The organism is Micromonospora sp. NPDC049301, assembly GCF_040678715.1.
GTDB lineage: Bacteria > Actinomycetota > Actinomycetes > Mycobacteriales > Micromonosporaceae > Micromonospora.
In genome coordinates, this window is the sequence record NZ_JBFAQO010000007.1 from 256,335 (window position 1) to 271,177 (window position 14,843).

Annotated in this window: 9 protein-coding genes and 2 pseudogenes; 6 read left to right on the forward strand and 5 right to left on the reverse strand. The window is 68.8% G+C overall.

Annotated elements, in window-relative coordinates; all coding sequences use genetic code 11:
* Positions 1-7: 7 nt before the first annotated feature.
* Positions 8-640: an alpha-ketoglutarate-dependent dioxygenase AlkB gene (locus AB0K07_RS22480; RefSeq protein WP_363757371.1), complete on the reverse strand. Its 633-nt coding sequence runs from the start codon at positions 638-640 to the stop codon at positions 8-10.
* A 662-nt stretch (positions 641-1,302) separates the two neighbouring features.
* On the opposite strand from AB0K07_RS22480, the gene AB0K07_RS22485 reads away from it, so the two are divergent.
* Both AB0K07_RS22485 and AB0K07_RS22490 read left to right on the forward strand, forming a co-directional pair.
* Positions 1,303-3,174, forward strand: coding sequence for a transketolase (locus tag AB0K07_RS22485; RefSeq protein WP_363757472.1), 1,872 nt, complete (start codon positions 1,303-1,305; stop codon positions 3,172-3,174).
* Between the two features lie 69 nt (positions 3,175-3,243).
* A complete protein-coding gene (locus AB0K07_RS22490) occupies positions 3,244-3,651 on the forward strand; it encodes a DUF2267 domain-containing protein (protein WP_363757372.1) in 408 nt (135 codons plus the stop codon).
* Between the two features lie 28 nt (positions 3,652-3,679).
* Here AB0K07_RS22490 and AB0K07_RS22495 read toward each other — a convergent pair.
* Together AB0K07_RS22495 and AB0K07_RS22500 are read right to left on the reverse strand one after the other, a co-directional pair.
* A pseudogene (locus AB0K07_RS22495) lies at positions 3,680-4,072 on the reverse strand (IS6 family transposase); the annotation flags it as partial.
* Positions 4,073-4,616: 544 nt separating this feature from the next.
* Positions 4,617-4,979 (reverse strand): annotated as a pseudogene (locus AB0K07_RS22500) (transposase); the annotation flags it as partial.
* A 413-nt stretch (positions 4,980-5,392) separates the two neighbouring features.
* Here AB0K07_RS22500 and AB0K07_RS22505 point away from each other — a divergent pair.
* Complete coding sequence (locus AB0K07_RS22505) at positions 5,393-5,971, forward strand: dihydrofolate reductase family protein (protein WP_363757373.1); 579 nt, start codon at positions 5,393-5,395, stop codon at positions 5,969-5,971.
* Here the strand turns inward: AB0K07_RS22505 and AB0K07_RS22510 are convergent.
* Entirely contained in the window at positions 5,953-6,663 is a 711-nt protein-coding gene (locus tag AB0K07_RS22510) for a helix-turn-helix domain-containing protein (RefSeq protein WP_363757374.1), read from the reverse strand. The two genes, AB0K07_RS22505 and AB0K07_RS22510, sit on opposite strands and share 19 nt — an antisense overlap.
* 161 nt (positions 6,664-6,824) lie before the next feature.
* Positions 6,825-7,349: a hypothetical protein gene (locus AB0K07_RS22515; protein ID WP_363757375.1), complete on the reverse strand. Its 525-nt coding sequence runs from the start codon at positions 7,347-7,349 to the stop codon at positions 6,825-6,827.
* Between the two features lie 619 nt (positions 7,350-7,968).
* Between AB0K07_RS22515 and AB0K07_RS22520 the strand changes: the two genes are divergently transcribed.
* From AB0K07_RS22520 to AB0K07_RS22530, 3 genes are all read left to right on the forward strand, one after another.
* Positions 7,969-10,074: a PQQ-dependent sugar dehydrogenase gene (locus AB0K07_RS22520; protein ID WP_363757376.1), complete on the forward strand. Its 2,106-nt coding sequence runs from the start codon at positions 7,969-7,971 to the stop codon at positions 10,072-10,074.
* Between the two features lie 19 nt (positions 10,075-10,093).
* Entirely contained in the window at positions 10,094-11,035 is a 942-nt protein-coding gene (locus AB0K07_RS22525; protein ID WP_363757377.1) for a sugar phosphate isomerase/epimerase, read from the forward strand.
* A gap of 281 nt (positions 11,036-11,316) precedes the next feature.
* Positions 11,317-14,769 (forward strand): ThuA domain-containing protein, encoded by a 3,453-nt coding sequence (locus AB0K07_RS22530; protein ID WP_363757378.1) that lies wholly within the window; start codon positions 11,317-11,319, stop codon positions 14,767-14,769.
* The last annotated feature ends 74 nt before the right edge of the window (positions 14,770-14,843 follow it).

The window sequence follows — 14,843 nt, forward strand, 5'->3', positions numbered from 1 at the left end:
CCCGACGCTAGCGGTGCTGTCCGTCACCCCGGGCTGGTTCCGCCGGAGTTGGGAAGGCCGCCGGCCTCGGCACCACTGCCTCTGCCTGCCCCCGGCGAACTTGCCGGAAGGTGACCGAGTACCGCAGCTCCGGCACCGGCGGGATACTGTGCTGCCAGCTGGAGCGGGCGGCCCCGGACAGCACGTACGCCGACCGTGGCGCCAGCCCCACCTCGTACACCCGGCGTTTCTCGGCCGTGCCGCGTTGAAAGCGCATCAAACAGGCGGAGCCCAGCGACAGGCCGACCACGGTCGGCCCGAAAACCGGCGCGTCCCGGTGCCAACCGATGACCGAGCCGGGTGGATAGCGGGTGACCAGGGCCTCGGCCAGGCTCGTCTCCGCCACCCCGGCAAGGTCGGCGCACCGCCGCCGCACCTCCTGCAGTGCGACCGGCATCGGTTCGGCCTCGGTGAGCTGGAACGATCCGAAGTCGTAGTCGACGCCGAAGGACCGCACCGTGCGGCGGGCGGTCTGGCCGTGCATCCGGATCTCGCGGAAGTCGAGCGCCGCCACGGTGGCCAGCAACGACCGTTCCTCGTCGCTGCTGACCACGTCCGGCTGGTAGGTCAGACCAGCGGGTCGCTCGTGGATACCCCGCATCCGTCCCATCGGCTGCGCCCCCCGGTGATGTGCGTGCATGATGGCGACTGCTCTGCTGGCCGTTCCCATCGTCGCAATCCGCACGACCGGACAGGCGGGATTCGACCCATCGGGTCGGCACCTGGCGACGATCGGGCGGGGCGGCCTGATCGCCGTTGCTCCGCACCCGATCCCATGCCACCGACAGGAACGCGGGGTCGATGACGACTGAACAGTAACTCGGAGGGGCAACGCCACGTCCCATCGATCAGCTGAAGGATGGAGGACCGACCTCGATCAGGCCGCCGAGTGGTTGACCACCTGGACCGCCGCAGGCATTGAGGGCGTCTTGTAGTTAGGGTTTGTGGTTGACCGTTTGACCGCTGGCCTTGCCGCTGAGTTCCGGGGCCAGCGAGATCTTGGGCGCTGCGAAGACGCGCGAGCAGCACGACAAGGCAATACGTCGTTCAACTCAGCTTCCACCGCGTCAAGTGCGTGCCATCCCGGCCAAACGGCTACCCGTGTCGGTCAGTGAGCTTCGTCAGCTTGGTGACGTACGCCGGCGGGCTGGCTGGTCGGCTCCCGGTCGTGGCCGGCCTGCTCTGCCCATGGCAAATAGGCGGTTACCGGGGTAATGCGGGTCTTTCCTGACTACGGTATCTGCGGAGGCGATGCCGGTGACGATGGAAGCAGAGCGCACCCTGCGCGCGGAGGAGCTCACCCGACTGGGTGAGCTCGCCGCCCAACTCCGAGTGGACGCGATCCGGTGCAGCACCAGGGCGGGATCGGGGCATCCGACCTCGAGTCTGTCCGCCGCGGACCTGCTCGCGGTGCTGATCTCCCGGCACCTGCGTTACCAGTGGACGGACCCGCGCGGTCGGACCAACGACCACCTGATCTTCTCCAAGGGTCACGCCTCGCCGCTGTTGTATGCGGTCTTCAAGGCGGTGGGCGCGATCACCGATCAGGAGTTGGTCGATACCTACCGTCAGTTCGGGTCGCGCCTGCAGGGACACCCGACGCCGGCCCTGCCCTGGGTCGACGTGGCCACCGGGTCGCTCGGTCAGGGACTGCCCGTCGGGGTCGGGATCGCGCTCGCCGGCCGGTACCTCGACCACCTGCCGTTCCACGTGTGGGCGCTGTGCGGCGACAGCGAGATGGCCGAGGGCTCCATCTGGGAGGCGCTGGACAAGGCCGGCCACTACGGGCTGCGCAACCTCACCGCGATCGTCGACATCAACCGGTTCGGGCAGCGGGGCCCGACCGAGTTGGAATGGGACCTGGACACCTACCGCCGCCGGGTCGAGGCGTTCGGCTGCCAGGCGCTCGTCATCGACGGCCACGACCTGGCCGCGATCGACGAGGCGTTCGGCCGGGCGCGGCAGGCGACGGGTCCGACCGTGGTGCTCGCCCGGACGGTCAAGGGCAAGGGGGTGCCGGAGGTCGAGAACCAGCCCGGGTGGCACGGCAAGCCGCTGAAACCCGACATGGCCGAGCAGGCCGTGGAGGCTCTCGGCGGGATACGCCAGATCCGCGTCACCGGGCCGCAACCCGAGTCCGCCCCGTCCGCTGATGCCCCCGTCGGCGAGCCGCCCACGCTGCCGCGGTACGACAAGGGGGCGAAGGTGGCCACCCGGAACGCGTACGGTGACGCCCTGCGCGCGCTGGGCTCGCGGCCGGACGTGGTCGCCCTGGACGGTGAGGTCAGCGACTCCACCCGCGCCGACAAGTTCGGCGAGGCGTATCCCGACCGGTTCTTCGAGATGTTCATCTCCGAACAGCAACTGGTCGCCGCCGCGGTCGGGCTGCAGGTACGCGGCTATCGGCCCTTCGCCGCGACCTTCGCGGCGTTCTTCTCCCGCGCCTACGACTTCGTACGGATGGCCGGCATCTCCCGGGCCGACATCGCCCTGTCCGGGTCACACTCCGGGGTGGAGATCGGGGCGGACGGTCCCTCGCAGATGGGGCTGGAGGACCTGGCAGCCATGCGCGCCGTGCAGGGGTCGACGGTGCTGTATCCCAGCGACGCCGTGTCCTGCGCGGCCCTCGTCGCGCAGATGGTCGACCGCAAGGGCGTCAACTACCTGCGCACCACCCGAGGCAAGTACCCGGTCCTCTACGACAACGAGGACGCCTTCCCGGTCGGCGGCAGCAAACTGCTCCGCGGCGGCGACGAAGACGACATCGCGCTGATCGGCGCCGGGGTGACGGTGCACAACTGCCTCGCCGCCGCCGACGAACTGGCGCGCGAGGGGATCAAGGCCCGGGTCATCGACCTGTATTCGGTCAAGCCGCTGGACCGGGACCGGTTGCTCGACGCCGTCCGGGCCACCGGCGGCCGGCTGCTGGTGGTCGAGGATCACTACCCGGAGGGTGGCCTGGGGTCGGCGGTCCTCGAGTCCCTGGCCGACCTCGCCGAGCCGGTGCGGGTGAAGCACCTGGCGGTACGGGGCCTCCCCACCTCCGGTACCCCGACGCAGCTGATGGACCAGGCCGGGGTCGGGGTGAGCGCCATCGTCGCGGCGGCACGCGCCGCGCAGGCCCCCGGCCAATGACGCGGCGGGCGCCGTTTCACCGTTGGAGGCGCGGGTAGACGCAGCATTCGCGGCAGGAGGGGGTTCGAGGTGAAGTACGAGGAGTTCATCCAGTCGGTGTCGACGCGACCGAAGATGTCACCGGCGCTGGCCGAGCCGATCACCCGTGCCACGCTCGCGACGTTGGCCGAGCGGCTCAGCGGCGGCCAGGCACGGGATCTCGCCGTGCAGCTCCCCGAGGGACTGCGGGGAGACCTACGCAAGCCCGACGAGGAGGCCGAACCGTTCGAGCTTCCCGAGTTCTTCGAGCGGGTGCAGCAACGCGCCGCGGTGGAGTTCCAGACGGCGAGCGACGGGGTGCGCGCCGTGCTGGACACGCTGCGGGACGCGGTCAGCGCGAAGGAGTACGAGGACTCCATCGCCCAGTTGCCGAAGGAGTTCTGGCAGCTGACGGGGCCGGCAGCCACCCGGCTCGAACCCCGCCGGATTGGCACGTAGGCCCGGCGGCGCGGTTGCGTTCGACGTGGTGCCAGGCGGACGGGATCAGCTCGTCGAGCACGGCGGGGTCGACCGGCGCGGCGTCGGTGACGACCTCGCTGGGTGTCACCTTCAATGTCGACAGCGCTCGGCGAAAGAACCTGCCGGCCGCTTCGGCGTTCCGGCGGGCCGAGACCAGCACGTCGATGACATGCCCGACCTGGTCGACCGCCCGGTACACGTACCGCCACACGCCCGTTGACCGCCACGTACGTCTCATCGATGAACCAGCGGTCACCTGGTGATTGACCTCCACGCCACGTTCGACCAGCAGGTCCTCAACGTCGCGATACGAGAGGTTGAAGCGTAGATACCAGCGGACCGCGACCACGATCACCTCCGGTGGGAACCGGAACCCGGCGAACGCGGACGTCGGAGGCAGCCACGGTCCAGGTCGGGGCCGATGACTTCACTGCTCAAGCCTGCCTCGATCTTGCCGACGTTCAACGCAACATAGCCGCTATGTCTAATCGGCGGCTTATTGGCGGATTAAATCGGCCATAACCGGCGCCCGAGTGTCAGTGGGGGCCGATACTCTTCACCACGCGGAAGGTCGGGGTCCGAAGGACTTCTGCACCCGGCCGCCCCAGGCAGTGAACCGCCGAGGGCAACGACCCCGGCCCTTCCGTCCAAACGGCGCCGTTGCGTTATCGGATCGGCGGACGTGTTAACCCGGGTCGGGTCCGCGGTCAGATCGCTTGGGCGAGTTCGGTGAACGCGGCGGGGCGCTGTTGCGTTGCCGGTGGCCAGGGGCCGAGCAGGCTCCGCGGGTGAGGCTATCGAGCCGTCGTCGCCCTTGGTCGCCACCAGGGCGGGAACCCGTGCAGTGATGGCAGCCGCTCCAGACTCGACCGGGCGCTCGCCGTGTATGGGTGCGCTTCACCAGCACCCGAATGTAGTCGGCCAGCACGTCCGTTAGAGGCTCTTCACGATCGAGGGTGTAGGGCCGGTCTGAAGCCGCCGGTCTCGAGCAGTGACCTGGCGATGTAGTTGGTCAGGTTGCGGAACCCGAGCGCAGATCCGCGGAGGTGCTCGAGCCGGCCGTTGATGGCCTCGGTCGGCCCGTTGGATGTGCCGGGCCGGTCGAAGTAGGCCAGGACGTCGACGGCGGGCTTCTTCAGCGTGCGTACCAGCGTGATGACCTCGCTGAGTGCCTTCGGAACGCCGTGGCTGATCGACTCGATCAGGTTGGTCATCAGCTCGCGGCCACGACGCCGGTCCTCCTCGCGGTAGGCGGCGATCATTCGCTGGTAGATGCCCCAGGTGGCCTCGACCTCGACATGGGCGTCGTGCCGTGCCTCGGCCAGCACGGTCCGCGGATCTACCGCCGACCATGCATCCACCGAGATGAAAGCCGTCACGCCCAGTGACCGACCTTCCATATGGGCCTACGTCCGGAACTGCCGAATTGAGTGCGTCTGATCTTGCGGCCGTGCTGCCTGGAACTGGAGTGGATGAGCCGCGAGCGGCTACTGGACGAGCGGATGCACGGGCAGCTGATGCGGGCGCTGTCCCGCGTCGGCCGCCGCCCGGTTGTGGCAGTTTCACTGCCTCCTCGTGCCGTCGTTTTCGTACAAGACGGCCGCAGTGGCGCTTCCTAGCATGGGCGTGGGCACTCTGCCGCGGTGCGTCGGCGTGGCGCTGCTGCCCGCTTGTCGATCTACCTGGCGGCCTCGTCGCCTGGCAATGAGGAGAACAGCACATGCGTGATCTGGTCTACACCGGGTTCGTTTCGCTCGACGGCGTTGTGGACTCCCCGGGGGGTGGACCGGGCGAGGATCACCGCAGCGGTGGCTGGGTGGTCAAGGACATCGAATTCCTGCCCGAGGCATTCTCGCTCAAGGGCGAGGAGCTCGAGGATACGACGGCGCTGATGTTCGGCCGCCGCAGCTATGAGGTGTTCGCGCCGCTCTGGCGCGACTCGGCCGACCACGCCGCCTACAAGGAACTGCCCAAGTACGTAGTCTCGACCACGCTGCCCGACGACGCCCTCGTCGAGGGGTGGGGTCCGACGACAATCCTGCGCTCGACCGAGGACGTCGTCGAGCTTAAGAAGAGCGAGGGTGGCGCGATCTTCATCCATGGGAGTGCGGAGCTCGCTCGACGCCTGTCAGACGCGGGCCTGATCGACCGGTACAACCTGCTCGTCTTCCCAGTGCTGCTCGGAGCCGGGAAGAGCCTGTTCAGCAGCGCGGACAAGGACAAGCAGGTACTGAGGCTTCGGGCGTCCGCGGCCTACCCGAACGGTGTCGTCAAGCTGATCTACGACGTGGTCGGCTGATACAGATCCAGGGCGATCGCACCGCCGGTGCCCTCGCGGAGTTGTCGCGCCGTACGCCCGACGTACCGGCGCAGCGCACGGGCCAGGTGTGGCTCGTCGAAGTACTCGATCCTGGAGACAACATCGGCGACCGGGACGCCGGCGGCCAGGAGCGCCGAAGCCTTGCATGCGCGTTCAATCTGCCGTACAGCGCCCTGGGTGAGCCCGGTCGCCGCTCGGAACCGCCGTTCGACGGTGCGTCCCGAGACCGCTGGACGGTGCCCTCGGCGGACCTCGGTGACGAGCGGGTCACGGACCACGGCTCCGGAACGGACGAGACGGTCGACCAGGGCCTCAGCGTCGTCGGGGCCAGGCGTCTCCCACCGGACGCCGCCCAGCCGAAAGCTCCTGCGCGTGGCGTCGGGGAGTTCGACGCCATGGTCGACCAGGGCTGGCGTGGGCACGGCCCGGAGCCATGTGCCCACGGCAAACTCGATGCCGACGAAGGTCGCGCCCTCCGGCACCGGCGCGGTGCCGGTCCTGGTCTCAGGGCCGGTAATGCTTGCGTACGCCGTGCCCTCGAGCTCCCAGAACACTAGGCCCCAGCACACCGCCGCAACAGAGGTCATCTCCACGACCTGCTCGCTCGTACAGGTCCATACGGTGTCGACCCACGGCGAGTCGGACGCGCGTGTCTCGAACCGCAGTGCCACGGGAGAAGGATAGGCACAGTTCGTCGTACACCCAATCGAGCCGCCGGCACTTCCGGTGCAGTTGGCGCTGCACATCGACCGGCTCCGCGGAACACTCCCGAGCCCGACCCAACCAAAGTCACGTGCCCGGATCTGCCGCCGACCGTGCGTCACGTGGACGACTACGCCGTTGTGGCTCCGGCAACGGCGTTGTGCTGCTGGTTTGCTGCGGTGCGCCGGACGACCTGGATACCGGCGGTCGTGGTGGTCACGATTGCTACGGATGCGGCGACCAGCAGCAGGGTGGTCTCGGCCAGGACGGTGCGCATGTACTCGCCCCCGTTTGCGGTGGCGGACAGGTACTGCACGGCTGCGATCAGGTTGAGGGGTACGGCGACGATCGCGCTCATCCGCCACCACGCCACTGGCGCTGTGGGTGCGACCGGTGGCCCGGTGCGCCGGGCCCGGATGACCCAGTTGGCGACGCCGGCCCAAGCGGCGAGCAGCGTGAGAAGCAGCAGACAGAACATCGCTGCGGACAGCTCGCGAAGCGGCACGATGCTGTCGAGCATGTCCACCGTGCCGGACCCGTCGTGGGTCACTACGCCGATCCGGTGCTCGTACGCCGCGAGGGCGACGATGGTGTGGAAGACGTCAACGACCGTGAGGGCGACAAGGGCGGTCACGGCGGTGCGGGCACCGGGCATCTGACGACGATAGCTGAAGGTGAAACATCGCTTGAGCGCTGATCCTTGGTTCACGGGTCGCCTCGTAGAGTCCACGCTCGCGTGCACGGACCTGCCGCCGACCGCGCGTGACATGACAGCCCCGGACGACTATCCGAACCGGTCACTGAGCTTGGCTGCTTGTTGAGGTGCACCGGGGCCAGGTGCATCCGCCCTCCGAACCGGCTCCGCCGTACCCGCGGCTCGGGGTTGACCAGCGCGCGAGCCTACCGACTCCATTGGCAAGCGCGCACGAAGAGCTACTTTCGTCCGTCTCGGACGAAAGTTCGGTTGAGTTGAAGGAAAGTTATAGACACGCCTACATGTCTTTTGTAGCGTCGGCCAGGTCGATGGTGTTTCGTCGCGGTTAACCGCGAGGTTGGCGGCCCTGGCTGCCGGCCGATATCTGACCGCACCTGTCCCCCTACCCCTGTCCTTCGCCTGTTCCCGACCACGCAGCCGCGAGGCCGTTGGCAACCTGCTCGACGCCGCGGTGGCGGCGTGCGTCGCGACGGGCGACTCAGCCATGCCCGCACAGGTCCATCAAGGAGTTGTTGGCTTCCTCGACCTGCCCCGACCAGTCCCGAGCAAGGAGAGGCAGATGAATAGACGACTCGCGCTCGCAGTAGCGGGTCTGACGACCATCGCGCTCGTCGCTACCCCCACCGTCGCGACGGCCGCGCCGACCAGCCCGCCGCCCGAGAGCGACTTCCAGAAGGTGACCCTCAACGACAACCCGGGCGAGCCGATGGACCTCGCGGTGCTGCCCGACCGCCGGGTGCTGCACGTGACCCGCGCCGGTGAGGTCCGGCTGCATGACCCGGACACCGGCCGCAACACGATCGCCGCGACCCTGGACGTCTACCGGCACGACGAGGAGGGCCTGCAGAACGTCGCGATCGACCCGAACTTCGGCAAGGCCGGCAACAACTGGGTCTACCTGTACTACTCCCCGCCCATGAACACCCCGGTCGACGACCCGTCGACGCCGAACGTCAACGAGGGCGACGCACCGGGCTGGGGCACCGCCGCGGACTTCGCGAAGTTCAAGGGCGCCCTGCGGCTATCCCGGTTCCGGCTGGTAAAGGACAAGCTGGACCTCACCACCGAGCAGCAGATCCTTGACGTACCGGTCGACCGCGGCATCTGCTGCCACGTCGGTGGCGACATCGGCTTCGACGCCGAGGGCTATCTGTACCTGTCCACCGGCGACGACACCAACCCCTTCGAGTCCGGTGGCTACGCGCCGCTGGACGAGCGCCTGGGCCGAAACCCGGCATACGACGCGCAGCGCACCTCGGCCAACACCAACGACCTGCGCGGTAAGATCCTGCGCATCAAGGTCGGCGCCAACGGCGGGTACAGCATCCCGGACGGAAACCTGTTCCCGCAGGGCACGGCCGGCACCCGTCCGGAGATCTACCTGATGGGCCTGCGCAACCCGTTCCGGATCGAGCTGAACCGCGAGACCGGCGACCTGTACGTCGCCGACTACTCGCCGGACGCGCGCCAGGCGGACCCGCTGCGTGGGCCGGCCGGGCAGGGCAAGTGGCTCGCCGCCCGCGAGGCCGGCAACTACGGGTGGCCCTACTGCGCTACCGCGGCGCTGCCGTACACCGACTACGACTTCGCGACGGGCGTGTCCGGGGCGCCGTTCAACTGCTCCGCGCCGGTCAACGAGTCGCCGCACAACACCGGCCTGCGGGAACTGCCGCCGGTGGCGCAGCCGCAGGTGTGGTACACCTACGGCCAGTCGGCGCGGTTCCCCGAGCTGGGCACCGGCGGCATCGGCCCGATGGCCGGGCCGGCGTACCAGTTCAGCAATCCAGGGACGCAGGGACACGCGCCGGTGGCGTGGCCGGCCTACTACGACGGCGTCCCGCTCCTGGCCGAGTGGACCCGCGACTACGTGAAGGGTCTGCGGCTGGACGCCGGCGGCGACCTGACCGGAATCGAGCCGGTGCTGCCGTCGTTCACGTTCGACAACCCGATGGACCTGGAGTTCGGTCCGGACGGGGCGCTCTACGTGCTGGAGTACGGCGACGGCTACTTCAGTGAGAACCCGGACGCGCAGCTGGCCCGGATCGACTACACGGGCTGGACGGGCAACCACACTCCGGCGCCGCAGGTCTCGGCCACGCCCACCGCCGGGCTCGCGCCGCTGACCGTCACGTTCTCCAGCGACGGCACCACGGACTACGACGGCGACCGGCTGAAGTATGCGTGGGACTTCGACAACGACGGCAAGGTCGACTCGCGCGCGGCGAACCCGTCGTTCACGTACCGGGACAACGGGCTTTACAACGCCACCCTGCGGGTGACCGACCGCGGTGGGCTCTCGGCCGCCGCGTCGGTGTCGGTGGTGGTCGGTAACGCCCCGCCGGTGGTGGAGCTCGTCAAGCCGGTCGCGGGCCAGCCCTTCGCCTTCGGTGACACCGTGCAGTTCGAGGTGCGGGTGACCGACGACCAGCCGGTGGACTGCTCCCGGGTCAGCGTCACGTACATCCTGGGCCACGACACCCACGGGCACCCGCAGACCACCGCGAACGGCTGCACCGGCTCGATCCAGACGACGGTGCCGTCCGGTCACGACCCGGCGACCGACCACCTGACCGGGGTGTTCGTCGCGTCCTACACCGACCCCGGCGGTGACGGCCTGCCGTCCCTGACCGGCACCGATGAGGTCGTCCTCGTCCCCAGCGCATAACGTTCGAGAAGGAGAGACCATGTGTTACGGACATGACGGGATGGCTGCGCTGCGGCGCTCCGTCGACCGGCGCAGCCTGCTGCGCGGCACGCTGGCCGCCGTCGGCTTCGGGCTCGCCTCGTCCGGCCTCGGCGCGACGGCCGCGTCGGCCACCGCCCACCGGACCGGACGGCACCACGTACCCCCGGGTCTGATCAGCATCCAGCTGTGGACCGTGCGCGACGCGCTGTGGGGTGCGCCCGGCTACGACGCCACCCTCACCCACCTGGCCCGGATCGGATATCCGCGCGTGGAGCTGGCGCTCGGCTACTTCGGTCGGACCGCCGCCCAGCTGCGCCAGTTCCTGGACGGCATCGGCATCAGGGCCAGCTCCAGCCACGACGGGATCAGCGGTACTGCCGCGGAGCTGGAGCAGAAGGTCCAGAACGCGGTCACGCTGGGCCAGCAGTTCATGGTGGTGCCTTACCTGTACTCCGAGAGCATGGACGACTGGAAACGCTGGGCGGAGCAGATGAACGTCGAGGCCGCCGCGGCGCGGGCAGCCGGCCTGCGCTACGGCTACCACAACCACGCCCACGAGTTCACCATCGACCTCGGCGGCGGCAGGCGGCCGTGGGACGTGCTGACCGCCGAACTCGACCCGAAACTCGTGCACCTGGAGGTCGACCTCTACTGGGCGGTCACCGGCGGCATCAACTCCGGCGACGGCGTCGCGGACCCCGAGGGCTTCACCCTCGACGTCATCCGCTCCGCGCCGCAGCGCGTCCTGCAGTACCACGTCAAGGACCGGGACGAGACCACCGGCGACATGGCCGACTTGGGTACCGGGACCGTCGACTTCGCCCGGATCTTCCGCGAGCACTCGGTCCTGGAGTACATCGTCGAGAACGACACGCCCGACGTGACACCGCAGCAGACGGCCGAGATCGGCTACCGCTACCTGCGCAAGCTGCGGTTCTGAGGAACCGCCGAGGGGAGTGCTGACGGGCACCAGGGCCGGCGGCCGGAAATCTCGGCTCTGGTGCCCGACCAGCATTTATTGTCGATATCAAACTGACCGCGATAACCACTCCCTCTTCGCGAGGAGAGTGGTTATCGGCATGCCATGAAACGACAGCAAGAAATGCGCCAACGCCGAATGCGGGCGCCGTCGGAATATTGACCTGTCAAAATTGATCTCGTAGGGTTCAGGGCACGTGGAAAGCGCTTTCTTACCACCGACCCTCGCCAAGGAGCGCGTGTATGAGACGCCAACGCACGCTACTGTTCGCCCTGCTCGTGGCCGTCACACTTCTGTTGCCGAGCACCGCAGCGACCGCCGCCGAATCCGCGACCGCCGCCAATTTCCGGGTGCTGGTCTTCTCCAAGGTCACGAACTTCTACCACGACTCCATCCCGGCCGGTGTCGCCGCCATCCGGCAGCTCGGCGACCAACAGGGATTCGCCGTCGAGGCGACCACCGACGCGGGCGCGTTCACCGACGCCAACCTCGCCCGCTTCGACGCTCTCGTGTTCAACAACACCAACTCCACCCCGGCGTCCGGCGACCTCCTCGACGCCGACCAGCGGGCCGCGCTGCAGAAATTCATCCGTAACGGCGGAGGCTGGGTCGGCCTGCACGCCGCGTCGGCGAGCGAGCGGAACTGGACCTGGTACGAGGGACTGGTCGGGACCATCTTCGACCAGCACCCGGACTTCTCCGCCACGGGCGGCACCTTCCCGGGCCGGATCAAGGTCCTCGACCAGGCCCACCCGTCCACCAAGGACCTGCCGGAGCTCTGGGAGCGCAGCGAGGAGTGGTACAACTGGCGGACCAACCCCACCGGCAAGGTCCACACGCTCGCCCAGATCAAGGTGCGCGACGGCATTCCCGGGCTCGACGAGGGCACCGACCATGCCTACTCGTGGTGCCAGAACTACGACGGCGGGCGCTCCTGGTTCACCGCCGGCGGGCACGGCTCCTCGTCGTTCCAGGAGCCGGCCTTCCTCGCGCACCTGCTGGGCGGCATCAAGTGGGCCGCCGGCGCCGCCACCGGTGACTGCGGCGCCACCAGGACCACCAACTTCGAGCGGATCCCGCTGGTCAACCAGGACCTCTCCGACCCGTTCGAACTGGCGGTGGCGCCGGACCGCCGGGTCTTCTACATCGAGCGCACCGGCGCGCTGAAGGTCGTCAACCAGGACACCCTCGCGGTCACCACGCTGCTGGACTTCGCCTACACCCCGGCGCAGACCAGTCAGTCCGACGGGCTGCTCGGCATGACTCTGGACCGACACTTCGCCAACAACAACTGGCTCTATCTGCTCTGGTCCGACCGGGTGGAGAAGCAGCTGAACCTGTCCCGCTTCACCGTTGACGGCGACAGCGTCAGTCTCGCCTCGGAGAAGCGCCTGCTCACGATCCCGACCTGGCGGGGTGAGGCTCGCGCCAACTCGCACATGGGCGGCTCGGTGACGATGGACCGGCAGGGCAACCTGTACGCCGCGATCGGTGACAACACCGACCCCTTCGAGTCCAGCGGCTTCACCCCGATCGACGAGCGGACCGGCCGTCGCGCGTACGACGCCCAGGGCACCGCCGGCAACACCAACGACCTGCGGGGCAAGATCCTGCGGATCAAGCCCCTGCCCAACGGCAAGTACGCCATTCCCGACGGCAACCTGTTCGCCCCGGGCACGGCCCGCACCAAGCCCGAGATCTATGCGATGGGTATGCGGAACCCGTTCCGCATCACCGTCGACTCCAAGGCGAACGCGCTGCTCGTCGCCGATTACGGCCCCGACGCCCGGTCCGCCAACCCGGCCCGCGGGCCGGAGGGCACGGTCGAGTTCAACCGGATCACCAGCGCCGGCAACTACGGCTGGCCCTACTGCATCGGCAACAACATCCCGTTCAACGACTACGACTTCGCCACCGCCACCTCGGGGCCGAAGTTCGACTGCGCCGCGCCGGTCAACGACTCCCCCAACAACACCGGCCTGACCACCCTCCCGGCAACCCGGCCGGCCCTGGTCTCGTACGCCTACTCGGCCTCCCCGCAGTTCCCGGAGCTGGGCACGGGCGGCGGCGGCCCCATGAGCGGGCCCGTCTACGACTACGACCCGTCCAACAAGCGGCTGACCAAGTTCCCCCAGTACTACGAGGGCAAGTGGATCGTCTACGAGCTGACCCGCAGGTGGTTCAAGACGCTGTCGATCCACGACACCGCCCAGACGTTCAGCGATCCCCGCTTCGGCCCCACCAATGCCGGTGACCTGCAGTCCATCAATGGGATCCTCGGCAACATGTCGTGGATCCAGCCGTTCGAGGCGGAGTTCGGGCCGGACGGCTCGCTCTACGTCATCGACTTCGGCGAGGGCAGCGGCAGCGGTCGGGGCGGCAGCAACGAGGGCGCCGGCATCTACCGCATCGACTACGTCGCCAACAGCCGGCCGCCGGTGGCCAAGCTGGCCGTCGACAAGGACAGCGGCCCGGCGCCACTGACCGTCGCCTTCTCCAGCGCCGGCTCCAGCGGGCCGGACGGCACCGCGATCCAGTACGCCTGGGACTTCGACGGCAACGGCAGCGTCGACTCCACCGCCGCGAACCCCAGCCACACCTACAGCACATCGGGGCGCTTCACCGCCCGGCTCACCGTCACCGCCACCAACGGGCAGACCGCCGTCGCCGTACAGGAGATCACGGCCGGCAACACCCGCCCGACGGTGACCCTCAGCGTCCCCGACGGGGCCTTCTTCGATTTCGGTGACCGCATCCCGTACACGGTGACGGTCACCGACCCGGAGGAGAGCACCATCGACTGCTCCAAGGTGGTCGTGCAGACCCAGCTCGGCCATGACTCACACGCCCACCCGCTGGACAACTACGTCGGGTGCGCCGGGGTGGCAGTGACCGAGAGCAACGGCGGCGACGGGCACGGCCCGGGACAGAACCTCTACACGCTGCTCTCCGCGCAGTACACCGACGGCGGGGCGAACGGGGCACCGAACCTGGTCGGCTCGACCCGGGCCGAGCTGCAGACCAAAAGCAAGGAGGCCGAGCACTTCGACGGCCAGAGCGGCATCCAGGTCCTCGACCGCGCGACAGCGAGCGCCGGCAAGCGCGTCGGCGACATCGACAACGGCGAGTGGATCAACTTCGGCCCGGTCAACCTCCGCAACATCGACTCGGTCACCTTCGGAGTCGCCTCGGGCAGCAGCGGCGGCGACATCGAGATCAGGGCCGACTCCCCCACCGGCCAGCTCCTCGGCCGGGCCACCATCGGCGGCACCGGCGGCTGGGACAACGTCGTCTCGCCCACCGTCGAGCTGAGCGATCCGGGCCGCACGACCACCCTCTACCTCGTCTTCCTCAACCCGAACCAGACCGGTGGCACCCCCGACCTGATGGCGCTGGACTGGCTGCGCTTCAACGGCGCCGGGGTACGCGAACAGACCGACGCCACCGTTTCGGCCTCGGCCACGCCCACCACCGGCACCGCGCCGCTGGCGGTCGCCTTCGCCGGGACAGCCTCGCCGGCGGCCGGGCGCACCATCACGGATCACGCGTGGGACTTCGGCGACAACTCGGCCGTCGTGCACGGGGCGTCGGCCAGTCACACGTACGCCCGCCGAGGCACGTACACGGCACGACTGACCGTCACCGACAGCGTCGGGGCGACGACGTCCTCGATCGTGGTCATGACGGTGAGCTGAGCGTCACGGGTGGCGGGGCGGAACGCCGCCCCGCCACCACCGACCGGCGCGGCCCCGACAGCCTCCGACAACCG

Excerpts from the sequence above, each read along its gene's own strand:
- AB0K07_RS22525 (WP_363757377.1), top strand. The coding sequence starts at position 10,094 with ATGTGTTACGGACATGACGGGATGGCTGCGCTGCGGCGCTCCGTCGAC.
- AB0K07_RS22520 (WP_363757376.1), top strand. The coding sequence starts at position 7,969 with ATGAATAGACGACTCGCGCTCGCAGTAGCGGGTCTGACGACCATCGCG.
- AB0K07_RS22515 (WP_363757375.1), bottom strand. The coding sequence starts at position 7,349 with ATGCCCGGTGCCCGCACCGCCGTGACCGCCCTTGTCGCCCTCACGGTC.
- AB0K07_RS22505 (WP_363757373.1), top strand. The coding sequence starts at position 5,393 with ATGCGTGATCTGGTCTACACCGGGTTCGTTTCGCTCGACGGCGTTGTG.
- AB0K07_RS22480 (WP_363757371.1), bottom strand. The coding sequence starts at position 640 with ATGCGGGGTATCCACGAGCGACCCGCTGGTCTGACCTACCAGCCGGAC.
- AB0K07_RS22485 (WP_363757472.1), top strand. The coding sequence starts at position 1,303 with ATGGAAGCAGAGCGCACCCTGCGCGCGGAGGAGCTCACCCGACTGGGT.
- AB0K07_RS22530 (WP_363757378.1), top strand. The coding sequence starts at position 11,317 with ATGAGACGCCAACGCACGCTACTGTTCGCCCTGCTCGTGGCCGTCACA.